Origin of the sequence: Muricoccus roseus (assembly GCF_900141905.1) — a bacterium.
Lineage (GTDB): Bacteria > Pseudomonadota > Alphaproteobacteria > Acetobacterales > Acetobacteraceae > Roseomonas > Roseomonas rosea.
This window is the reverse complement of record NZ_FQZF01000011.1, coordinates 1-22,789: the sequence shown is the minus strand read 5'-3', so window position 1 is coordinate 22,789 and position 22,789 is coordinate 1. Positions and strand designations below refer to the sequence as shown.

Here is a 22,789-nt window from a genome sequence, read left to right as displayed (position 1 = left end):
TCTGGAAGAGGTTGCCGTCGAACGGCTCGTACGGGCGTACCGCCGTGGGTGGGGATCGCCTCGCCGCGGCAGTAAACCAGCCTCGGAAACGCGTGCTGAAAATTCGAGTGGCACGGCGCCGGATCCGGCGTTGATCCATCCCGGCGTCCGGCGCGTTCTTCAGGAGATCGGGCTGGGTCGAAGCACAGAGGAAGGCATTTCTGGCGCCGATTTGGGGCAAGTAGGCGTAGTGGCGGTCTCACGTTATCCAGCATGAGATTGCTCGCGTGCTGCAAGAGCTGCGAGCAGTCTGTGCCCTGTGCCCGCCACGTGCGCTCTACTGAGGCGACCGAGCGTCACTGAATCGCCCGCCTCAAAAGCCGCGAAGATGGCCCGATGCTCGTCGCGTACAGTCGGCATATCCGCGGAGAGAGCGCCGCCCAGTCGGATGTAGCGCTCAACCGTCTCGCGCAGCGAGAGCATCATTCGGAGGAGCCTCGGGCGATCCGCCACCTGAAAGATGCGTGTGTGGAAGGCGTGATTTGCTGCAGCGAAGAGACCCAGCTCGCTCTCATCAAGCGCCTCCATCCTGGTAAGGAGAGCGGCGACCTCACTGACGTCCTTACGAGTCCTGCGCAATGCGGCGAGTTCAGCGGCGTGTTCCTCGAGGCGTTCGCGGATGTCGAAGATCTCGGCGACCTCGGTCATGTTGAGGGACGCCACGACATAGCCGCGGCGAGGGCGAAGCTCGACTAGGCCCTCACCTTCCAATAGGCGGAGGGCTTCCCGCACGGGAGGGCGGCTCGCCCCAAGCTGCTTCGCGATGTCCTCCTGCCGCAAGGGCGTACCAGCCGCGACGTGGCCGCCCAGGATCGCTGCACGTAGTTGATCGGCCACATAATCCGGCAAGCTGGACGGCGGCGAGGGCAGCGGTGCTCCTGCAAGTTGGGCGGACGTGAGAGAAGGGCTTGTCCTCATGATCATTCCCGGACAGGATTGTCTTCAATATTCTGTTTAACGGATTAGGGAATGCCAGGCTACAGCTTTGGGAGTTTTGGTGGATGTCTGGGACCGATCGTGCCGCTGGGCTGTGGACATTCAGGACTGTCGGACTAAGCGCCCCGACCGTGGTGCAAGAGGGAGGGCAGTTGAGTTCGGCTAGCCCCACGCCGTTCCAAGCAGGCCGGCGCAGCGCCCTCAGAGCCCTGGCCGCTGGTGCAACTGCCTTTGCTTTACCTAAGCGCGCTAAGGCGCAGGCTTCCTGGCCCACCCGCACGATTCGCGTGGTCGTTCCCTTCGCGCCGGGCGGCGCGACCGACCTGATCGCACGTCTCATCGCCGAGAACCTCGGCGGGCCTCTCGGACAGCAGGTCGTGGTGGAGAACCGCGCCGGCGCCTTCGGCGTCATTGGGGCCGATGCCGTCGCCAAGGCTCCGGCCGATGGTCACACGCTGCTCGCGGCCAGTCCTGGGCCAATGGCGGTGAACCCCTACGTCTACAAGACGCTGCCCTACGATCCCGAGCGAGACCTCGTCGGCGTCTCCATGGTGGCGAACATTCCCTATGTGATGATCGTGCCGCCCTCGCTTGGTGTGCGCACGGCGCAGGAGTTCATCGCGCTCGCCAGGCGTCGCCCGGGCGAGTTGAATTTTGCCACATCCGGCATGGCGTCCCGGCTGACTGTTGAGATGTTCCGCGCCCTTGCTGGCGGCCTGCAGCTGGAAATGGTGCAATACCGCGGTGGCTCTCCGGCCCGCACCGACTTACTAGCCGGTCGTATCCAGCTGGTGATCGAGCAGGCCCCCTCGTTCCTCGATGATTTCCGCGATGGGCGCCTGATCCCGCTCGCGGTCGGCGGCACCACCCGCTTCCCATTGTTGCCGGATGTGCCCACGCTCCAGGAGGCCGGTCTCGCTGGCTACGAGGCGAATGCCTGGCTTGGCTACGCCGCCCCGGCCGGGACACCGCTTGGGGCCCGTCGCGCCATCGCGTCGGAGATCGACAAATTGCTCCGCCAGCCCGCCATCCGCGACCGGCTCTTGAGCTGGGGCGCGGAGCCGGTGGGCGGCACCCCGGAGGACATGGATCGCGTGCTGGCGGCAGAGCGCAAGCGCTGGAGCGACGTGGTCCGAATGGCTGGGATCGAAAAGGAATGAGTCAGCTATGGCTTGCCGTTGTCTAGCCTTGGTTTTCTGCCCCCAGAGTTCATCGTTGGCCACGCGCGAACGCGATGGACGTCTCCCTGGTGGGTAGAAGTCCCGGTCAGGACGCGCTCCGCGGGGCGCGCGTTCCCGGCGGCATCATTGAGAAGCAACCCCATCGCTGCGTCGCGGAGCCGAGATGGCCGGAGGTTGCGAATCATCCAGAAGACGAAGAGAGGCTGAGCTCATGCCGATGATCCTTGCGGCTAACGCCAATGCTCAGGGCAGCCACGTCAGCGAGTGGCGGCATCCGCAGGCCTGGGAGGCACCGGCAGCCAACATCCGGAACGCCGTCCGTCTTGCGCAAATCGCGGAGGCGGCAAAATTCGACCTCCTCTTCCTGGCGGACGGCAACGGCGTTCGGCAGATGGACAAGCCAGACCTCTTCGCGGCCACCAGCCCGTCCGACAGGCCCGGCGTGCTGGAGCCCGTGACGTTGCTCTCGGCACTCGCCATGCACACGAGCAATATCGGCCTGGTCGCGACTGCGACCACGACCTACGACGAGCCGTTCCACGTCGCCCGGCGCTTCGCTTCGCTGGACCATCTCAGCGGTGGCAGGGCTGGCTGGAATCTCGTCACCACATCGAACCCCGAGGATGCCCTCAACTTCAGCCACGCGGAGCATGTGGCGCGTGACCTGCGGTATGACCGCGCGAGCGAGTTCGCGACCGTCGTCAAAGGATTGTGGGACAGCTGGGCTGAAGATGCCTTCCCGCAGGACAAGGAGAGTGGGCAGTTCCTCCGCCCGTCCAGGGTGAATGTGCTCGATCACAAGGGAACGCACTTCCAGGTCCGCGGCCCGCTGAACGCACCGCGGCCCCCTCAGGGCCACCCGGTCGTGTTCTCGGCCGGGCAGTCGGACACTGGCAAGGATCTCTCGGCTGCCCATGCCGACTGTGTCTTCGCCATCGAAGGCAGCCTTTCGGCGGCGCAACGCCTGTACGCCGACATAAAGGGGCGCTTGCCGAAGTTCGGACGAACTGCCGAGGACATGCGTATCCTCGCAGGTGTCACCATCTTCGTTGGCGAGACGGCGGCGGAAGCGGACGCCTTGCTGCAGGAGCTCGATGAACTCGTCTCGCCAGCAGTTGGCGTCGACTACCTGTCCAAGATGCTGGGACGAAAGATGAAGGACTACCCGCTGGACGGGCCCTTGCCCGACTTCGACGAGGAGCATGTCGGACATACCGGCATCGGCAAGTCCATCATCAGGATGGCCCGCGAGGAGGGGCTGACGATACGGCAGACCTACCGACGGATCCTTCCACAGATGGGCGGCAACATGTTCAAGGGCGATCCGATGACGATCGCGGACACCATGGAGGAGTGGTACACCTCTAAGGCATGCGACGGCTTCATGATTGCAGCACCGGTGGTGCCGACGGGGCTTGAACGCTTCGCTCGGCTCGTCGTCCCCGAGCTGCAGCGGCGTGGTCTGTTCCGGAAGGAGTATGAGGGTGCGACCCTGCGGGACAACCTAGGCCTGGCACGGCCGAGTAATCGCTTCTTCGCGGCAGGGAGCTGACGAGGGGCGGGCAGGACGACCTTTGACGGGGAGGCTGGTCAGGGGACGTCGCCTGCCCTCGACGGAGCGAGGTGGCCGCAGCGCACCCGGGAACGGCGAAAGTAGGCTCACTCTGGTCCTCTTGACCCCCCGGCGCCAGCAAGGCCCCGTCTGATCGCAGTCGCCACGGCTCGACCCCCGAGGGAAAGCGGCCGTCTTAGTCCGAGCAGGAGCCTCGGACGGAGGATGATCGCCGGGCGGAGCGGACGCACAACGAGCTCGGCCCACCAGCCCGTCGAAAGCGCGGAGTCCTCGACGAGCCCAGGGAGCCCCAGCCGCCGCGCGGCCTCGCAGAGGACCGTCGAGGCGGCGACCTCCACCGATGGCCTGTACGCTCCACCGGCGGCGGCGAACGCGGACTGCATCCGTTCGCCTATCGGGGAGGCCAGCGTATAGGAAACATAGCGCGCCCCGTTCAACGCCGCCGCGTGAATGATTTCAAGTTTGGCCAGCGGATGCGTTGCCGGCAGCACGCAGACCATGGTCGTAGTCCCGACGTCCTCGCCTTGAACACGCGGGTCGTCGTCGAGCAGTCGGTGCACGAGCCCGATATCAGCAGTGCCGAGGGCAACGGCTTCCGCGACCTCGCGGGTCGGCAGGATCTTGAGGCTGATCTGCAGGTTCGGATGCTGCTCGGTAGCGAGGCGGACGGCATCGGGTACGACGACCGTCGCCAGTGTCGGAAGCGCCGCGATGGTCACGGGCCCGCCCGCCTCCTGCCGCGCGGCCCGAGCGGCCGATTGCAGCCCCTCGAGCGACCCGAATACGCCCTGCAGCGCATAGGTCATCGCCTCCGCCTCGGGCGTTGGCAGCAGACGCCCGCCCAGGCGCTCGAACAGGGGAAAACCGAGCCCGGCCTCTAGCTGTTGCAGGGACTTGCTGATGGCCGGCTGCGAGACGCCGAGCAGCTGGGCCGCCGCGGTGACCGACCGGAGATCCAGGACGGCGCGGAAGATCTCCAGCTCGCGAAGCTTGAAAGGACGAAGCCTCATAACCGGAAGTTTGCCTCATCAAACTTTTCCGTATTGGACGTCATGCCGCGATGCACCGCAACCTGCTGTGAGGCCTCGGAGATCGTCGGACCCGCATGAAGCTCGCCGTCGGCATGTTCAAGCACGAGACAAACACCTTCTCGCCGGTCCCGACCCGCTGGGAGGATTTCGGCCCCGGCGGCCCGCTCTTCGGTGATGCGGCCCACAAGGCCTTCCGCCACTCAGGCTACGGGCTTTCCGGCCTGCTCGAGGTGGCAGAGGAGATGGGGGCGGAGATCGCGGTGCCCATCGCGGCGCGTGCGCTGCCGAGCGCGCCGGTCGAACGCGAAGCCTTCGAGCGGCTCTCGGACATCCTGTGCCACGCGGCCCTCTCCTGCGATGCCATGCTCCTCGATCTCCACGGCGCCATGGTGGCCGAGGGTGTGGAGGACGGGGAGGGCGAGTTGCTTGCCCGTATCAGGCGGGTGCGCCCGGGCCTGCCGATCGGCGTCTCGCTCGACTCTCACGCCAACCTGTCCGACCTGTTCATCGCGAACTGCACGGTCATGCCGGGTTACAGGACCTACCCGCACACGGATATGCCGGCCACCGGGCGAATGGCGGCCCGGATGCTGCGGGACGTCCTGAAGGAGCGGCTCGACCCGATCACCGTCGTGCGCCGCTGCCCCATGCTGCCGGATATGGTGAAGTGCATCACCGATTCCGAGCCCATGTCATTGCTGATCGAGGCGGCCGCCAAGGCGGAGCGCGATGGGATGCCGTGCGTGACCGTCTTCACCGGCTTTCCGTTGGCAGATACGGCGGACACCGGCCTCTGCGTGCTTGCTACCTCCAACGGCGATCCCGCCCGGGCTGCAGCGGTCGCACAAGAGATCGTGGATCTTGCCTGGTCGCTGCGCGATCGCTTCACGACGCCGACCTTCGAAGCGCTAGCGGACTCGATCGAACGCGCGGCAGCGATCGGGGCAGGGGACGGCGAGGGGCCCGTGATTCTCGCCGACATGTCCGACAACTGCCATTCGGGCGGAACGATGGATTCTATGGCGGTCGTCGCCGCCGCGCTCGATCGGGGTCTGGACGGGATCCTGGCGGGGCCGATCTGCGATCCGGAGGCCGTGGCACGGATGATCGAGGCCGGGGTCGGCGCCAGCATCACCATTGATGTCGGCGGTAAGCGTCCCATCCCGGCCCTGAAGGAGCCCCTGCACCCGCTCCAACTCACAGGCACCGTCCGTAGCATCGCGCTAGGCCGGTTCACCGTGGAGGGGCCTATTTTCACCGGTATGCCCGTGGACCTCGGCCGCTGCGCCGTCCTGGAGACCGGCCGCCTCACGCTGCTGGTGAGCGAGGCTCGGGTGGAGGCGCTGGACCCGCTCCAGTACCGCATCTTCGGGCTGGAGCCGACGCGCTTCCGCTACGTCGTCCTGAAGTCGAAGACTAATCATCGCCCGACGTTCCTGCCGCTCGCCCGTGCCAATGTGGAGTGCCAGGGGCCTGGCGTTGCCACACTCGACCTGCACGCACTCGATTTCCGGCATGTGCGCCGACCGATCTTCCCCCTGGACAGGAGCAACGCATGATCCGCTTGCCCGTGCGGCGCGTCCTCGCCGCTCTCGCCATCGTGCTCAGCACTGCAGTGACGGCCGAAGCACAGACCACCGTGCGATGGGGCAACAACGGCGAGGTCACCACGATGGACCCGCACGGCGTGTTCAGCACCGCCAATGCCGCCTTGCTGGGCAACGTCTACGATTCACTTGTTCGACTAGATCGCAACCTGGCATTCGAGCCCGCGCTCGCCACCGCCTGGGTCGTGATGGCGCCGGACCATTATCGCTTCACCATCCGTCAGAACGTGCGCTTCCACGACGGGACGTTAATGACCGCCGGGGATGTTGTCGCATCCCTGCGGCGGGCCAGCGTACCGAACTCGCCCTATGCTTCCGTCACTCACATGATCAAGGAAGTGCAGCAGAGCGGGCGTGATACGGTCGACGTCATGCTCCGCGGGCCTTACCCGGTCCTCATCAACGACCTGGCCGGCATCTCGATCCTGAGCGAGGCCTGGATGAAGGCCCACGACGCCCTGCTGCCCACGGATCCCGCTCGCGGCACCTCGGGGTATGCCAACGTTAATACCAACGGCACCGGCCCCTTCCGCGTGGTCTCGCGCCAACTGGATTCCGAAACGGTGCTCGAGGCGTTTCCGGATTGGTGGGATAAGCGCGAGCACAACGTCGATCGCATCTCCTTTCGGCCGGTACCGAACGATGCCACCCGGCTCGCAGGATTGCTCTCGGGCCAGCTGGACGTGATCACGCCAGTGCCCCTGCAGGACGCCGAACGCCTGCGGCAGAATTCGGCAATCACTCTTGTGGAGGCACAGGACCTTCGCGTCATGTATTTCGGCTTCAACGTCGGACCCGACCATCAGACCGCTGCTGGAACCGGCCCCAACCCCTTGGCGGACCGCCGCGTGCGGGAGGCCATGACGATGGCGCTTGATGTGCCGTCGATTACCCGCGCCGTCATGCGCGGCCTCACCCAACCCACCCATTCCATGATCGCTCGCGAGATCACAGGCTACGAGCCTGCGCAGTCAGTCCAGCGCGCCACCTACAATCAGGACGGCGCGAGGCGGCTCCTTGCCGAGGCCGGCTATCCGGACGGGTTCACGATCGGGCTGGAGTGCCCCGTCGATCGCTTCGTCAACGGCGACCGGCTTTGCCAGGCGGCCGCTGCCATGTGGGCGCGCATCGGCGTGAAGGTCACCTACTCCGGCATGCGCTATGCTGCCTTTATGCAGCGCTTCATGAAGCAGGAGCCGGACATCTATCTGATGGGCTGGGCCAACACCCCGCAGCTGGATGGCTTCTCCATCCTGAACAATGTCTTTCATACCCGGAACCAGCGGAGCGGCAGCTGGAACGCGGGCAGATACTCAGATCCCGCCCTCGATACGCTTATCGGCCGAGCCGCAGTCGAAATGGATCTCGCGAAGCGTACAAGCCTGCTTACCGAGGCCTTTGCGATGGAACGGGCCAACTTCTGGGCAATTCCGCTTTATCGCGAGCCAATGCTTCTGGCCTCTCGCAAGGGCTTCGAGGTTCCGGCATTCGCCGATGGACGGATGCGCTTCTGGATGGCGAGGGCACCATAGCCAGATCCGGTTGGACCGAAGGAGAACGGCGGCGTTACTTGTTGTCGTTCCACCCGCGCGGGCGCTCACCTTCGCTGCTGCATTTTAAAGCTGTGTACTAAACCGTCGTAGGGGCCGCTTACGTGGCATAGATGCAGCCGCAAGCGGGCGCAGATGGTGGCCGTTTCCCCTGCTTACGTCGTTGCCGCGCGTCCCTGTAGTAGCGCTCTGCCATGTCTGAGCTTCATTTTGCCGCCCCGAATTTGCGGGATCTCTGGCAGAACTCCCGGAGCGAAAGCGCCGGGATCCGTTGTGCCAGGAACACGCGTCGCCTCGTCGTGCCCTATTCGCTGACGCATAATGACGGGAAATACGCGGGATCCGTCGGCACCTCGGGCGAGTGGTTCGCCTTCGTGCGGGACGGCTTCGACACCCTCTACGCAGAGGGCGCGACAGCGCCGAAGATGATGTCGGTGGGGCTGCACATGCGCCTGATCGGGCATCCCGCCCGTGCCGCAGGGCTGGCCCGGCTGCTGGACCACATCGGAAAACATGAGGGGGTCTGGGTCGCCCGGCGGATCGACATCGCCGGCCACTGGCTCGCTCACCACCCCTTTCCCGGGCGTGGTCTGAACGAGCAAGACTCCCTCATAAAACGGCTGTCTTGCGGAGCGCGCGACGAGGTCGAACCGGCCGATCCGTGACCGATGAACAGGAGCGCCTGTCTTCGGCAGGTCTCCTGCCCCAGTGCGAAAGGATGATGCGCTGCGTAGGGCAGGCGCTACAGAGACGCTGTGCTCACGGAAGGGAGGGGCTCAAGCTAAAGGTGAGCTCCGCCCCTGGCTCCGCACCGGATGTGACAGGGGGGTCTAACGCCCTGTGAACGCCGGAGCGCGTCTCTCTGCCTTCGCGCGACGCCCCTCGGCATAGTCCGCACTAGCGTAGCAGGCGTCCTCCGCGGCCTTCACCCGCGCCAGATCGGGGGTGCTGTCCGGCCGGAACAGCTCCGCAAAGGCGATTCTGGCGGCCCTCAGGCTGAGCGGTGCATTCGCGGCCAGCTCCCGTGCCAGCGCCGACACGGCCAAGTCGAGGGCCGCGATGTCCGGAAGGATCTGGGTGGCGACGCCGAGGGCGAGCAACTCGTCCCCGCCATACTGCCGCCCTAACAGGACCATCTCCCGCGCGCGGGCGAGGCCGACCACCTTCACCACCTTCTCGATGTCCTCCAGCCGGTAAGGAAGGCCGAGCCGGACAGCTGGGATGCCGATGCGGGTATCGCCGGCGCAGAGGCGGAAATCCGACATCAGCGCGAACTCGAACCCAGCCCCGAGGCAGTAGCCGTGAATGGCCGCGACGATCGGCTTCTCCAGCGTCTGCAATGCGGAGGCGACGCTCCGCTGCCAGCCATTGTAGCGGTCGGCGGCCTCGGGATCGGCGCGGATCGTATCGAACTCGCTAATGTCGTTGCCCGTACAGAATGCGCGATCGCCCGCCCCAGCCAGGACGAGGACTCGTATAGCCGGATCGGTCGCCACCCGGCCCAGCAGTTCGGGTAACGCTTGCCACATTTCCGCATTCACCGCGTTGAGGCGCCGCGCATTGTCGAGGGTAAGACGGGCAATGCCCTCCGTGACCTCGAAACGGAGAAAGGCGGTCACAGCGCCTTCTCCCGGCGCAGCACCGCGATTTCCTCGGGCGTGAAGCTGAACTCTGCCAGCACTCCCTCCGTGTGCTCGCCGCGATCAGGAGTCGGCTGACGCGGATTAGCAACGCCAGACATCTGGATGGGTGTACGGACCAGATGGATCTCGCCCAGCCGCGGATGTTGGACCGGAAAGGACAGGCCAAGATGCCGCACCTGCTGGTCCGCGAAGACCTGGTCCATCGCATAGACTGGCCCAGTGGGTACGCCGGCCTTGTTCAGCCGCTCGATCCAGTTCGCCGCCGTGTCGCGCAGCAGGCTGGCCTGCAATACGGCATTGACCTTCGCGCGGTTCGCCGAACGGGCGGCCTCCGTCGCCAGCTCGGGCGCCTGCGCCTCCTCCGCGAGCTCCAGAGTCTCGACGATTCGGCGCCACATCTCGTCGCCGCCCGCCGCGAGATTGATGACGCCATCGGCCGTGTGGAAGAGGCCGGTGGGGACGGTAGTCGGGTGGTCGTTGCCGGCCTGCTCCGGCACCTCGCCGGCCATGGTCCAGCGCGTGGCCTGGAAGTCCATCATCGCAACCATCGCCTCCAGCAGCGAGGTGTGGACCCATCTGCCCTTGCCGGTCTTCTCTCGCTCCAGCAGCGCAGTGAGGATGCCGATGGCACAGAACAGGCCTGAGGTGAGGTCAGCGACGGGGATGCCCGCCCGCACCGGCCCTTGACCAGGCAGGCCGGTGACGGACATGAGGCCGCCCATACCCTGGGCGATCTGGTCGAAACCGGGGCGGCGCGCATAGGGCCCGTCCTGCCCGAAGCCGGAGATGGAGCCAAGCACGATGCGCGGGTTAATCGCCGCCAGCGCCTCGTAGCCGATGCCCAGGCGGTCCTTCACGTCGGGGCGGTAATTCTCCACCACGACATCGGCCTGCGCCACCATGCGGAGGAAGGCGGCCCGGCCGTCCGGGTGCTTCAGGTTCAGAGTGATGCTGCGCTTGTTACGGTGCACATGCTGGTAATCCGGGCCGTTGCGGGCGCCCCCCAAACCTTTGCCGGTGTCAATCTCGTCTGGCGCCTCGATCTTAATGCAGTCCGCGCCCCAATCGGCGAGCTGGCGCACGCAGGTGGGGCCGGAGCGCACGCGCGTCAGGTCGAGGACGCGGATGTGGGAGAGGGGAAGGGTCACTGAACGGCCTCTCGCTGGCGAACGGGTGGCAGGGCGGGTTGCGACAGATGGACGACGATGTTGCCGCTCGCCTCCACCGCGGCACGCGCGCCGGGCGGGATGAGGAGGGTGGACATGGCCTCCTCGATGATGGCCGGGCCGGCGATCTCGGAGCCGGCAGCGAGGCGCCGGCGGTCGAGCACCGGGGCGTCCACCACCGTATCGCCGAAGCGGGCGCGGCGGGTGCCGGTCCGAGGGTCGCCTCCGGCGGTCATGGGCACCTCCGGGTCCAGCGCGCCCTCGGCCGTGCTGCCGGTAACGGAGACGCGGATGTTGATCAGCTCGATCGCCGCAACGGCGGGGCGGCGGGAGAAGACGCGCTCGTACCCCGCCTCGAAAGCAGCACGGATGCCTGCCTCCGCCTCGGGGCCGTAGGGGCCGGGGGGCAATTCGGTGATCACCTCGTAGCCCTGGCCCAGGAAGCGCAGATCGGCGGCGCGGCGGACCGTGAGAGCGGCAGCGGGGCCGAGGGTCGCGGTGATGACCTCCCGCGCTTCCCGCTCCATCGCGGCGTAGCCGGATTCCAGCGTATCCCAATCCATACTATCGAGGCGCCGGGAGACAGTGGAGACCCGGTCTACCCGAGCCGGGGCTAGCAGCAGGCCGAGAGCGGAGGCGACGCCGGCACCGGGAGGGCAGATGACCTCGGCGATTCCCAGCCGGCGCGCCAGCTCGCAGCCATGCAGCGGGCCGCCGCCGCCGGTGACGAGAAGGGCGAAGTCGCGGGGATCGTGGCCCTGCTCCGCCACATGCACGCGGGCGGCGGCGGCCATGGTCTCGTTCACCACGGCGTGGATGCCGGCGGCGGTGCGGGCGGTGTCGAGGGCGGCCTGGGCCGCGAGGTTGCCGACGGCATGCTCCGCGGCGGCCGTGTCGAGCCGCATCGTGCCGCCGGCGAAGGTGGCGGCGTCGAGGTAGCCGAGCAGGAGGTTGCCATCGGTAACGGTCGGCTCCGTGCCGCCGCGGCCATAGCAGGCCGGGCCGGGGGTGGAGCCGGCGCTGCGCGGGCCGACCTTGAGGAGGCCGAGGGCGTCATGTGCTGCGATGGAGCCGCCGCCGGCACCGATCTCGATCAGCTCGATGGTGGAGATGTTCAGGGGCAGGCCGCTACCGGTGGTGAAGCGCCGCTCGCGCCCGGCCTCGAAGCGATGGACGACCAGAGGCTGGCCTTCCGTCACCAGGGCAAGCTTGGCCGTCGTGCCGCCAAGATCGAAGGCCAGCAGGTCACCTCGGCCGGAGCGCCCCCCGAAGAAGGCGGCGGAGAGGGCACCGGCCGCCGGGCCGCTCTCCAGCAGCTGCACGGGCACGCGCTTGGCCTCGTCCACATGGGTCAGGCCACCATTGGACAGCATCATGAAGAGCGGCGCCGTAATGCCCAGCGCCGCGAGGTCGCCGGAGAGCCGGTTGAGGTAACGTTCCGCCAAGGGCTTCACATAGGCGTTCGCGACGGTGGTTGAGGAGCGCTCGAACTCGCGGATCTGCGGCGATACGTCGCTGGACAGCGAGAGGATGAGGTTGGGGTGGCGCGCCGCGATCAGCCGGGCGGCTTCCTGCTCGTGCGCCGGATTGGCATAGGCGTGCAGGAAGCAGAGGGCGACGGACTCCACGCCCTGCGCCACCAGCGCATCGCTCGCTTCCAGGACGCTGGCTGGATCGAGCGGGATCTCAACCGTACCGTCCGGTGCTAAGCGCTCCATCGCCTCCTGGCGGAGCGCGCGGCGGACCAGGGGCTGCGCAAGGGGCAGGTGCAGGTCGTAGAGCTCGTATTTGCGCTCGTGCCCGATTTCCAGCGTGTCGCGGAAGCCGGCGGTGGCAATGAGGCCGGTGACGGCGCCGCGCCGCTCAATCAACGCGTTGGTGAAGAGGGTGGTGGCGTGCACTACGCGGCCCACGGAGGCGGGATCCACTGCCTCCGCCGCGAACAGATGACGGATGCCGGTGACGACGCCCACGGCCGGATCGGCCGGGGTGGTCAGCTCCTTGTGGGCAGCGAAGCGGCCGTTGGTGCCGTCATAGAGCACGAGGTCGGTGAAGGTGCCGCCGATGTCGATGGCCAGCGCGTGGCGATGCGGGGTCATGCCGAGGCCTCCGGGACCAGCCCGTCCTGGCGGTCCTGCGCAGTAAGTTGGGTGGAGCGTTCGGCGGGCGGGCCGAAGCCGCCGCCGCCCGGGGTGCGCAGTTCCACCGTGCTGCCGGGCTGGAGGATGTGCTGGCGCTTGGGGTCGACCACCGTGCCGTCGATCAGCACGGCGCCTGGCGTGCCCGCGCTGCCGCCCGCCAGGCCACGGGCCGCCGCTTCCTCGCGCGTGCGCTCCGCCATGAAGGTAATGGCAACGGGCGTCGCAGAGCGGCTCTCGAAGGCCCATTCCTGGCCGGTGCCGCCGCGGTGTCGCCCCTCGCCGCCCGTGCCCTCACGCAGGCGGCGGTGGCGGATGCGGAAGGGAGCGCCCTGCTCGATCATCTCGACCGGGGCGGCGGAGACGTTGGAGGGCCAGCTCAGCACGTTGGCGCCATCGCGGTCGGCGCCGGCGCCGTAGCCGCCATTCATGAAGAACTGGTTGGCGATCGGCGTGCCGTCCGACCGCACGCCGGCGAAGTTGAGGCTCCAGAGCGGGGAGCCGACGCCGGCGATGACCCGCTCTGGCAGGGCGCCGGCCAAGGCCTCCAGGATCATCGGCGGGATGAAGTGGCCGGTGAGGGCGCGGTTGGCGCCGGCGGCCGGGGGCGTCGAGTTGAGGATGCAGCCGAGCGGCGCCGAGACGGTGATGGGACGGAAGGCGCCCTCATTGTTCGGCACCTCCGGGCAGAGGGCGGCTTTCACCGCGAAGGCGGTGTAGGCGAGGGTGTAGGCTAGGCAGACATTGATCCCGCGCGGCACCTGCGGGTCCGTCCCCGCGTAGTCCGCGTGAATGGAATCGCCCTGCTTGTGCAGGGCGAGGCGCAGGCGGATCGGCTGATCCAGCCCGTCCGTCAGCACCTCGGCGTGGTAGGTGCCGTCGGGCACGGCGCGGATGGCCTGACGCGTGGCGCGCTCGGAGCGGCCGTGGATTTCGTCGGCCAGGGCCTCCAGCGTGCTCATCCCATGTTCCGCCAGCAGGGCGCGCAGGCGCCGCTCCATCAGGTCCAGCGCGGTGAACTGGGCGTAAAGGTCGCCCATCACCTGGTCGGGCACGCGGGTGTTCTTGCGGAGGAAGCGCACGAAGGTGTCGTCGATCGTGCCGGCGCGGACGACCTTCATGATGGGGATCTGCAACCCCTCCTCATACACCTCGCGCGATTCCGCGGTGCGGATGCGGCCGCCGATATCGGGCGCGTGCGCGACGGAGCCGGCGAAGCCGAGCAGCCTCCCTTCGAGCATGATCGGCTTCGCCACCGTGATGTCCGGCAGGTGGCCGGTGCCGAGCCAGATGTCGTTGGTGATGAGGATGTCGCCCTCGTCCAGCGTCTCCGGCGGATACTCCGCGAGGAAGTGGCCGATGGTGCGGGGCACCGTGCAGAGGAAGGAGGGCACGCCATCGGTCGCCTGAACGAGCGAGTGGCCGCGCGCATCGGTGAGCACGCAGGCAAAGTCGTGCGATTCGCGGACGATGGTGGAGAAGGAGGTGCGGAGTAGCGCGGCCCCGGCCTCGTCCACGATGGAGACGAGGCGGGTCCAGAGCAGCTCGAGCGTGACCGGGTCAAAGGGGGTCATGATGGCCTCAGTTCAGTCGGATGCCGGCGGCCTGGATCACGCGGTTCCACTTCTCCGTTTCGCTGGCGAAAAAGGCACGAGATTCGGCGAGGGTGCCGCCCACGGGCGTGATGCCGAGGGTGGCGAGCTTCTCCCGCACGGCGGGCACGGCGAGCACGGTTCGGGCATCGGCGTTCAGCCGCTCGAGCAGGGGCTCGGGCACGCTGGCCGGGGCGGAGAGGGCGAGCCAGGCGGTGGCGACATAACCGGGCACGCCGGCCTCCTCCACCGTCGGCACATCGGGCATGGCGGGCGCGCGGACGGCGGAGGTGACGGCCAGCGGGCGCACGGCGTTGCCCTGCACCAGCGGCGGGATGGTCGGCAGGTTCTCGAACATCACCTGGATGTTGCCGGCGACGAGGTCGTTCAGTGCCGGCGCGCTGCCGCGATAGGGGATGTGCGACATCTGGATGCCGGCCGTGAGCATAAAGAGCTCGCCGGCGAGATGGGTGGAGCTGCCGTTGCCGGCAGAGCCGAAGGAGATCTGCCCGGGCTGGCGGCGGGCGAGAGCGACGAGTTCCTGCAGCGTCCGCGCGGGCACGGCGGGATTCACGACGATGACATTGGGCAGGTCGCCCAGCACCGTGACGGGCGACAACTCGCGCGCCGGGTCGTAGTTCAGCCGCGGGTAGATGGCGCTGGCGCCATGGATGCCGAGCGTGCCCAGCAGCAGCGTGTAGCCGTCGCCCGGGGAGCGCGCGACGGCCTCGGCGCCGATGTTGCCGCCGGCGCCGGGACGGTTCTCGACGACGACGGGTTGGCCCCAGAGCGTGCCGAGCGGTTCCGCCATGATGCGAGCCAGCACATCGCCGGACCCGCCAGGGGCCAGCGGCACGATGATGCGCACCGGCTTGGCCGGAAAAGCGGCGGGCTGGGCGCCTGTCTGTGCAGGCGCCCCCGTCGCGGAAAGCGCGATGGCGAAGGCGGTGGCGAGGAGGCGGCGGCGCAGCATGGCTTTTCCTTGTTCGAGCGCGGCCGTGCGAGTGGCGGTATCCCTGGTTTTCTATTTCTTAAGTGTGGTCGAAAGCACGCTGACATAGATCGCGCGTCCCGCGGCGATGTGGCGCCGCATGGCGGTCTCGGCCGACTGCGCCTGACCGGCCTCGATGGCCGCCAGGATGTCGGTGTGCTCCTCCGCGATCCGCTCGTGCCGTTCGGGCACGCCGCGGGCCAGGTGGCGGTATCGCTCGAAGCCCAACAGGATCTGCTCGTGGCAGGCGGCGGCGGAGGCGTTGCCGCTGAGGCGGCGCAGTTCCTCGTGGAAGTCGTATCCGACGGCCAGCGTGAGCTCCGCGTCGCCGATGTTGAGGACGCGCATGTGGCGCGCGTGGATGTCTCGCAGCCGACGGGGGTCCGTCAGGCCGCGCGCGACCCGGTCGGCGGCCGCGCTGGCGAGCAGACCTTCCAGGACCTCGCGGGTGGCGGAGAGGTCGTGCATCTCCTCCATCGAGAGGGGCGGGACACGCAGGCCTCGTCCCTGCTCGCGGCTGAAAAGCCGAAGCTGTTCCAGGCGCCGGACCGCATCGCGCAGCGGCGTGCGGCTGACGTTGTAGCGAGCCGCCAGCTGCTCCTCGGTTTCGATGGTGTCAGCCGCCAGCTCACCGGTGGTGATGGCGTTGAGAAGCTGCCGGAAAACCAGCTCCGCTGCGGTGAGGCCGGAGGAGGCCCGATCGAGGTTGTTGCGGCCGGAAAGTTCGCATCTCATCCACCCATGAATACATGTATACATGGATACGGCAAGTCTGACTTTTCAGCTGCCGTGGTCGGAGCTCTCTCGCGTTTCCGTTCGGACTTGGCGGAGAAGCCAGTCGCGGAACGCGCGCAGAGTGGGCACCTCTTTCGCCGCCTCCGGGTAAGCAAACCGGTACGCGGCATCACCGCCCAGCACCTGCGGGAATGGAATTGCTACCCGTCCCGCCGCGATGTCGGCCGCCACCAGGAAGCGCGGGAGCAGCGCGACGCCCAGTCCGGCAGCGACAGCCTCGGCGACCATGGCCGTGTGCTGGAATAGTGGGCCACGCAGGCCGTCAATGCCGTCCAGCCCGGCAAGCGCAAACCATTCCACCCAACCGCGCGGTCGTGTCGTTTGCTGGATCAGGACATGCCCGGCCAGGTCCGCCGGCTCCTGCAACCCAGCGAGGACCGAGGCGGCGCAGACAGGAAGGCGCGCATCGTCCACCAGCCGGTGGCTGACCATCCCGGCGGGAGGGTGCTCCGTCATCATGATCGCGGCGTCCACATCCTCGGCGGCAAAATCGAGGGGCGTGAGCCGTGTCGTGTAGTTGAGGAAGTTAATCATCACCCCTGGATAGGTGGCGCGGAAAGCGGGTAGGCGCGGCACCAGCCAGCGCGCGCCGAAGGTGGGTGACACGGCCAAGTTCAGCGTACCGCCTGCACCCCGATGAGCGAGCAGCTCCAGGGTTGCGCCTTCCAGCCGCGCGAGGCTGGCGCGGACACGTGGCGCATAGGCCGCGCCGGCAGGGGTAATGACCAGCCGCTGCCGCACGCGCTGGAACAGCCGGAGGCCGAGCAGGGCTTCCAGTCCGGCAAGCTGCCGACTGACGGCGCTCTGCGTCAGCCGTAGCTCGTCGGCGGCGCGGGAGACGCTGAGATGTCGGGCGCAAGCCTCGAAGGCCTGGAGCGCGGCAGTGGGCGGAACATGGCGGCGCATGGGCGACTTCATTCCCGATCGTCATGAACAGATGCAGATGTTTCAGTTGCAGTCCACTGGTTTCGCCCCGAACCTCCCTCTCAACCGATGTGCATCGTGCGGTAGCAAGGCGCAGGCCATGCAGAACCAGCATGAGCCCCTTCGGACGCGATAGGACCGCTCGGACACGGGATCTGGCGGCCGGGAGATGATGCCAACCCCACCCGGCCTCCCAGGAGGTGAGTTGATGACGCTTGTCCGGATGCCGCGCCGCGCCTTCATGGCCGGTGCCACCACCGCCTTCGCATGCCCTGCGTTGATCTCCGCCGCCCTGGTCTCGCCAGCTGAGGCGGCCTGGGCGCCGAGCCAGCCGATCCGCATCCTTGTGGGCTACCCGCCCGGTGGCGCGGTCGACATCCTCGTCCGCGTGGTGGGGGAGGGCGCACAGCGCCTCCGCGGCGCCAACGTGATCCCGGAGAGCCGCAGCGGTGCCTATGGCTTCATCGCGGCCCAGGCGGCCGCCCGCGCGGCACCGGATGGCTACACGCTGGCCAGCGCCATCATGGGCATGATGAGCGTCCTGCCCGCCATCCCCGGCGTGCCCGTGCCGCTGGACCTCGACCGCGAGCTCACCCCGGTCTGCACCCTGGCCGGCACGCCGATGGCGCTGGTGGTGCGGCCGGACGCGCCCTTCAGCGATGTGGACGGGCTGATCGCCTATGCGAAGGGCAAGGCGGGCGCGGCGACCTACGCCTCCTCCGGCAGTGGCTCGATCAACCATCTCGGAGCCGCGCTGTTCTGCGGCGCGACCGGCGTGGCGATGACCCACATCCCCTATCGCGGCGGGGCGCCGGCCACGCTCGATGTCTCAGCAGGCCGGGTCGACATGATGGTGGCCAATGTCGCCGAGGTGGCGCAGCAGATCAAAGCCGGACAGCTCAAGGGCCTGGGCGTGACGACGAAGGAGCCGACGCCCCTGATGCCGGAGCTGGCGCCGCTGGCCCTGCGCATCCCCGCGATGGAGATCAACAATTGGTTCGGCCTGGCCGGCCCGGCGGGCCTGCCCGCCGAGGTTCGCGCCGGCCTCGGCGACCTGTTTGCGGCCGTGGTGAACGACCCGCATACGGCGAAGACCCTGACCGACCGGGGGCTGATCCCGCTCGGCGAAGCCGGCCCGGTCTTCGAGGCACGGATCCAGCGCGACCGCGCGCTCTGGAAGCGGGTCGTCCAGGCCAACGACATCCGCGGCGACTGAAGCGCACTCCTGTTCCGCGACGCATCTCAAGGAAGCCCATGACCGCGTCTCTCTCGCCTGGCCCGCTCTCTCTCGGGATCGATATCGGTGGCACCTTTACTGATCTCGTCATCCTCGACCCGACCGATGGAGCCGCCTCCATCTGGAAGGAGAGTACGACACCCGACGATCCCTCTCGCGGTGCGGTCACGGGGCTGGAGAAGTTGCTGGCGCGCAGTGGTATCCAGGCCGGGTCCATCGGCCGCGTGGTGCATGCGACGACGCTGTTCACCAATGCGCTGATCGAGCGAAAGGGCTCCGCGACGGGGCTGCTGACAACGGCGGGATTCGCCGACGTGCTGGAGATCGCGCGGGAGCGGAAATACGAGCTCTACGACCTGTTCCTCGAGATGCCGAAGCCTCTTGTTCCGCGCCCCTGGAGGCGCGAGGCGAAGGAACGGCTGGGGCCGGATGGCAGCGTCGAGGTGCCGCTGGACGTCGAGGCGGCGCTGGCCGAGGTGGCGGGCCTGGTGGAGCAGGGGGTGACGAGCCTCGCCATCTGCTTTCTGCACTCCTACGCCAACCCCGTGCATGAACGGCAGGCGGCTGCGGCGATCGCGGAACGCTTCCCGCAGCTCTCCCTTTCGCTTTCCTGCTACATCGCGCCCGAGATCCGGGAATACCCGCGCGCGGTGACGACGGTTGCCAACGCCTATGTGCGGCCGATTGCGGAGACCTATCTCGATACGCTCGAGGCCGCGCTGAAGCGCGCCGGCATCCCGGGCGGGTTGTTCCTGATGCTCTCCAATGGCGGGCTGACCCATGTGGCGGAGGCCAAGCGCGCCCCTGTCCAGCTGCTGGAGAGCGGGCCTGCGGCTGGTGCGCTGGCGGGCGCCTGGTTTGGCCGCCATGCGGGGCTCGACCGCGTGCTGGCCTTCGACATGGGCGGCACAACCGCCAAGCTGGCCCTGGTGGATGATGGCGAGCCCCTCGTCGCCTGGGGCTTCGAAGCGGCGCGGACAAAGCGCTTCCTCCGCGGATCGGGCCTTCCCGTGCAGATCGCGACGGTGGAGTTGATCGAGATCGGCGCCGGGGGTGGCTCCATCGCGCGGCCGAGCGAGCTCAACACGCTGCATGTCGGGCCGGAGAGCGCGGGCGCGCAGCCTGGGCCCGTTTGCTATGGCCGCCGCGGCACGGAGCCCACGGTAACTGACAGCGATCTGGCGCTGGGCTACCTCAACCCGGATTTCTTCCTGGGCGGGACCATGCGCATTGATCTCGGCCCGGCAAGGGCTGCCTTGGAGGGGCTGTCGGCACGGCTCGGGCTTGAGGCCGGGCGCGCGGCGCCGGGCATCCATGATGTGGTAAATGAGAACATGGCCGGCGCGGCCAGGGTCGCCATCGCGGAGCGGGGCCGCGTGCCGCGCGATTATGCGCTGCTTGCAACCGGCGGTGCAGCACCGGTGCATGCGTGGAATGTGGGGCGCAAGCTCGGCATCTCGCAAGTCGTGTGCCCGCCAGGGGCGGGCGCGGGCAGCACCATTGGCATGTTGATGGCGCCGGCGCGGATCGACCGCGTCGCTTCCCGGAACGTTCCCCTCGCCCAGGCCGACTGGGCGGAGATCGGCGCCACCTTCGAGGCGCTCGAGCGCGATGCCCTGGAGATTGTGGCGGCGACGGGTGCCGACCTTGCTCGCCGCAGCGTCCGACGGCTGGCCGATATGCGGTATGTCGGACAGGGGTCCGAAATCACCGTCGTGCTGCCGGAGGTGCTGGACGAACCGGGCGTGCTGGACGCGTTCGAGCTGGCCTACAAGCAGCTCTTTGGCCGCACGCCGCCGGGGGCCGCTGCGCAGTTCGTGGCGTTGCGCCTAGCTGTGACCGCACCCATGCCGGGCGCGGGTGGGATGCTGCGAATCAGCGGCGGTGCCGCAGGGGCGGCCGCGCTGAAAGGTATGCGTCAGGTGCACTTCCCCGAGGAGGGAGAAGTAGAGACCCCGGTTTATGACCGGTACGCGCTTCCCCTGGGCACCACCCTCGATGGACCGGCGGTCTTCGAGGAAAACGAGAGCACCTTCGTCGTCGGGCCCGGCGCGCGCATTCGCGTGCTGCCCGACGGTTCCATCCTGGCGGAGCGCGTGGCGTGATGACGACTGAACCCGTGCGGCGCTTCGACGCGGTCGAGATCGAGCTGCTCTGGCGGCGCCTCATATCCCTGGTGGACGAGGCCGCGGCGGCGCTCGTCCGCACCAGCTTCTCCACCCTCGTGCGGGAGAGCTACGACTTCTCCTGCGTCGTGACCGACGCGACCGGCCAATCGCTGGTGCAGGCGACGGAGAGCATCCCGAGCTTCATCGGCACGCTGCCCGAGACGGTGAAGCACTTCATCCGCCTCTTCCCAGAGGACAGGCTTCAGCCTGGCGACGTGCTGATCACCAACGATCTCTGGCTTGGCACTGGTCATCTCCCGGACATCACTGTCGCCAAGCCGATCTTCCGGAATGGTAGGTTGGTGGCCTTCAGCGCCTCGACCGCGCATGCGCCGGATATCGGCGGCAAAATCCGCAGCCCGGAGCCGCGGGAGGTGTTCGAGGAGGGGCTGCAGATTCCGCCGATGAAGCTGCTTCGGGCGGGGAAGCAAGACGACACCCTCGTGGCCCTCATTCGTAAGAACGTTCGTACACCTGACCAAACCATGGGCGACCTCTGGGCGCAGGTCGTGGCGCTGGACCTGATGGAGGAGCGGCTTCTCATCTTAATGGAGCAGGCCGCGCTCGATCACCTGCGGGATCTCGCAGCGGAGATCCACGACCGCTGTGAGGTGGCGATGCGGAGCGCCATTGCGGCGCTCCCCGACGGCACATATCGCAGCGAGCTGCAAACGGATGGACTGCTCGACAAACCGATCACGCTGAAGATGGCGCTCACGATCGCCGGCGATTCCATCTCCGTCGACTACAGTGGCACTGACCCCCAGGTGGATCGGGCCATCAACTGCGCGCTCTGCTACACCTATGCGATGACCATGTACGGGGTGAAGGTCTGCACGAGCGCCACCCTGCCGAACAATGAGGGGGCATGGCGCCCCATCACCGTCGAGGCGCCGCCGGGCTGCATCGTGAACCCGGTCTTTCCGGCTTCGGGCGGGTCGCGCATGCTGATCGGGCACTATTTGCCGATGCTGGTCTTCGGCTGCCTCGGCCAGGTGGTGCCGGACCGCGTGATAGCGGCCTGTGGGTCGCCAATGTGGGGCATGAACCAGTCCGGCCTCAACGCGGACGGCAAGCCTTACGCGAACATGTTCTTCTTCAACGGTGGAATGGGGGCGAACATGCGAGGAGACGGTATTTCCTGTCTTTCTTGGCCGTCTAACGTCTCCTCCACGCCGGTCGAGATCACGGAGCACATCGCCCCGTTGCGCGTGCACAGCAAGCGCTTGCGCCCGGATAGTGGCGGCCCCGGTCGCCACCGCGGTGGATTGGGGCAGGAGGTGCTGATCGAGAGCCGCTCCGAGACGCCGATCGCCGTTTCCTTCCTGGCGGAGCGTACCATCTTTCCGGCTTTCGGCATCGAAGGCGGTGAGGCTGGCGCGCGCGGCACGCTACGGATCAACGGCGAGGCCGTCGATCCGAAGCGCCAGTATGTTCTGTCGAAGGGCGACACGGTTCTAATGGGCACGCCGGGTGGCGGTGGCCATGGCCCTCTGGCGGAACGCTCCGGCGAGGCGAGGCGAGCGGATCAGCTGTCCGACTACGTGACCTGAACGTCCTGACAGCGATCGCCAAGCCCCAGCGCATCGGCTTCCTCGGCTGGTGTCAGGCCACCACCACGCCTGTATGCGTATCGCCGCGTGACTGTTCCAGCACTGAGAAGGCTAGCTCGGCCGTTGCCGGCTAGCAGCGTGTTCCCGAGAGGAAGAAGAGAGCGGCGCCCGCCTCGATGGGCGGGCGGCGTTCGGTTGGGGCCTGCGCGACGGCATTAGCGGGGGAAGTGACCAGGGCCTCGGTATTCAGGAAACACCTCTCCCTCCTGAGCCTAGGCCGCACCGAGGCTCACTGGCAGGGATTCAGTGGCCGGAGATGCCGGGCGACCTTCGAATGCATGCGGCTGTACTTGATCGCAATCTACACCTTTCCCTCCACTTTTTCCTTATTCCACCCCGGAACTTCCCTGTTCCGCGACGCTGGGATCTAGCCATATAGGGTCGCTTTGATTGGCCGATTTTGCCTCTTCGAAGGTCGGTGAAACAAGAATGTCGGCCGGTTCCCTGCTCAATTCCCTGTATGCAGGGAAAGCGGCACAGAGACGGGTTCGCGGCTGACTGCGCCGACAACCACCCTTCTCCGTTCTTCTCGCAGTTTTGCCAGCCCAGACGGTGTCCCGCGAGAATGCCGGTGTTCCCGGGCTTTTCTGCCGACCTGATCGGGG

17 protein-coding genes and 1 pseudogene are annotated in these 22,789 nt (G+C 67.5%); 8 read left to right on the top strand and 10 right to left on the bottom strand.

All coding sequences use genetic code 11. From position 1 onward, the window contains the following. Window positions 1–243: 243 nt before the first annotated feature. Both BUB97_RS26860 and BUB97_RS27455 read right to left on the bottom strand, forming a co-directional pair. A complete protein-coding gene (locus tag BUB97_RS26860; protein ID WP_245818269.1) occupies window positions 244–687 on the bottom strand; it encodes a GntR family transcriptional regulator in 444 nt (147 codons plus the stop codon). 24 nt (window positions 688–711) lie between these two features. Continuing rightward, window positions 712–957, bottom strand: a pseudogene (locus BUB97_RS27455) (GntR family transcriptional regulator); the annotation flags it as partial. A 305-nt stretch (window positions 958–1,262) separates the two neighbouring features. Here BUB97_RS27455 and BUB97_RS10680 point away from each other — a divergent pair. Next, a complete protein-coding gene (locus BUB97_RS10680; RefSeq protein ID WP_175562610.1) occupies window positions 1,263–2,135 on the top strand; it encodes a Bug family tripartite tricarboxylate transporter substrate binding protein in 873 nt (290 codons plus the stop codon). A gap of 232 nt (window positions 2,136–2,367) precedes the next feature. Next, window positions 2,368–3,708, top strand: a complete 1,341-nt coding sequence (locus tag BUB97_RS10675; RefSeq protein WP_073134575.1) for an LLM class flavin-dependent oxidoreductase — start codon at window positions 2,368–2,370, stop codon at window positions 3,706–3,708. 107 nt (window positions 3,709–3,815) lie between these two features. Here BUB97_RS10675 and BUB97_RS10670 read toward each other — a convergent pair whose 3' ends face one another. Next, window positions 3,816–4,739, bottom strand: coding sequence for a LysR family transcriptional regulator (locus BUB97_RS10670; protein WP_073134573.1), 924 nt, complete (start codon window positions 4,737–4,739; stop codon window positions 3,816–3,818). A gap of 95 nt (window positions 4,740–4,834) precedes the next feature. On the opposite strand from BUB97_RS10670, the gene BUB97_RS10665 reads away from it, so the two are divergent. From BUB97_RS10665 to BUB97_RS10655, 3 genes are all read left to right on the top strand, one after another. Then, window positions 4,835–6,319: a M81 family metallopeptidase gene (locus BUB97_RS10665; protein WP_073134570.1), complete on the top strand. Its 1,485-nt coding sequence runs from the start codon at window positions 4,835–4,837 to the stop codon at window positions 6,317–6,319. Then, entirely contained in the window at window positions 6,316–7,899 is a 1,584-nt protein-coding gene (locus BUB97_RS10660) for an ABC transporter substrate-binding protein (protein ID WP_073134568.1), read from the top strand. The genes BUB97_RS10665 and BUB97_RS10660 overlap by 4 nt, the downstream gene beginning before the upstream one ends. Before the next feature lie 212 nt (window positions 7,900–8,111). After that, the gene (locus tag BUB97_RS10655; protein WP_139281327.1) at window positions 8,112–8,582 is read left to right on the top strand and encodes a polysaccharide deacetylase family protein; all 471 of its coding nucleotides are present in this window, start codon (window positions 8,112–8,114) and stop codon (window positions 8,580–8,582) included. Window positions 8,583–8,747: 165 nt separating this feature from the next. On the opposite strand, the gene BUB97_RS10650 is transcribed toward BUB97_RS10655, so the two are convergent. From BUB97_RS10650 to BUB97_RS10620, 7 genes are read right to left on the bottom strand one after another with little or no spacing between them, the layout of a single operon-like run. Further along, window positions 8,748–9,536: an enoyl-CoA hydratase-related protein gene (locus BUB97_RS10650; protein WP_073134565.1), complete on the bottom strand. Its 789-nt coding sequence runs from the start codon at window positions 9,534–9,536 to the stop codon at window positions 8,748–8,750. Further along, on the bottom strand, window positions 9,533–10,708 hold the full coding sequence (locus tag BUB97_RS10645) for a CaiB/BaiF CoA transferase family protein (RefSeq protein WP_073134562.1): 1,176 nt from the start codon (window positions 10,706–10,708) through the stop codon (window positions 9,533–9,535). Before BUB97_RS10645 ends, BUB97_RS10650 begins: the two co-directional genes overlap by 4 nt. After that, window positions 10,705–12,825, bottom strand: a complete 2,121-nt coding sequence (locus tag BUB97_RS10640) for a hydantoinase/oxoprolinase family protein (RefSeq protein WP_073134560.1) — start codon at window positions 12,823–12,825, stop codon at window positions 10,705–10,707. Before BUB97_RS10640 ends, BUB97_RS10645 begins: the two co-directional genes overlap by 4 nt. Then, on the bottom strand, window positions 12,822–14,438 hold the full coding sequence (locus BUB97_RS10635; RefSeq protein ID WP_073134558.1) for a hydantoinase B/oxoprolinase family protein: 1,617 nt from the start codon (window positions 14,436–14,438) through the stop codon (window positions 12,822–12,824). Before BUB97_RS10635 ends, BUB97_RS10640 begins: the two co-directional genes overlap by 4 nt. Before the next feature lie 7 nt (window positions 14,439–14,445). Then, window positions 14,446–15,429 carry a Bug family tripartite tricarboxylate transporter substrate binding protein gene (locus tag BUB97_RS10630; RefSeq protein WP_073134555.1) on the bottom strand — a complete coding sequence of 328 codons (984 nt, stop codon included), beginning with the start codon at window positions 15,427–15,429 and terminating at the stop codon, window positions 14,446–14,448. 51 nt (window positions 15,430–15,480) lie between these two features. Continuing rightward, the gene (locus BUB97_RS10625; protein ID WP_073134553.1) at window positions 15,481–16,182 is read right to left on the bottom strand and encodes a GntR family transcriptional regulator; all 702 of its coding nucleotides are present in this window, start codon (window positions 16,180–16,182) and stop codon (window positions 15,481–15,483) included. Window positions 16,183–16,227: 45 nt separating this feature from the next. Continuing rightward, window positions 16,228–17,148: a LysR substrate-binding domain-containing protein gene (locus BUB97_RS10620; protein WP_073134551.1), complete on the bottom strand. Its 921-nt coding sequence runs from the start codon at window positions 17,146–17,148 to the stop codon at window positions 16,228–16,230. Window positions 17,149–17,374: 226 nt separating this feature from the next. Here BUB97_RS10620 and BUB97_RS10615 point away from each other — a divergent pair, with 226 nt between their 5' ends. Genes BUB97_RS10615 through BUB97_RS10605 form a run of 3 tightly spaced genes read left to right on the top strand, consistent with a single transcriptional unit; the run spans window position 17,375 to window position 22,124 of the window. Then, window positions 17,375–18,382, top strand: coding sequence for a Bug family tripartite tricarboxylate transporter substrate binding protein (locus BUB97_RS10615; protein WP_073134549.1), 1,008 nt, complete (start codon window positions 17,375–17,377; stop codon window positions 18,380–18,382). A 38-nt stretch (window positions 18,383–18,420) separates the two neighbouring features. After that, window positions 18,421–20,508: a hydantoinase/oxoprolinase family protein gene (locus tag BUB97_RS10610; RefSeq protein ID WP_073134547.1), complete on the top strand. Its 2,088-nt coding sequence runs from the start codon at window positions 18,421–18,423 to the stop codon at window positions 20,506–20,508. Window positions 20,509–20,522: 14 nt separating this feature from the next. Next, window positions 20,523–22,124, top strand: coding sequence for a hydantoinase B/oxoprolinase family protein (locus tag BUB97_RS10605; protein ID WP_217659629.1), 1,602 nt, complete (start codon window positions 20,523–20,525; stop codon window positions 22,122–22,124). Window positions 22,125–22,789 lie beyond the last annotated feature (665 nt).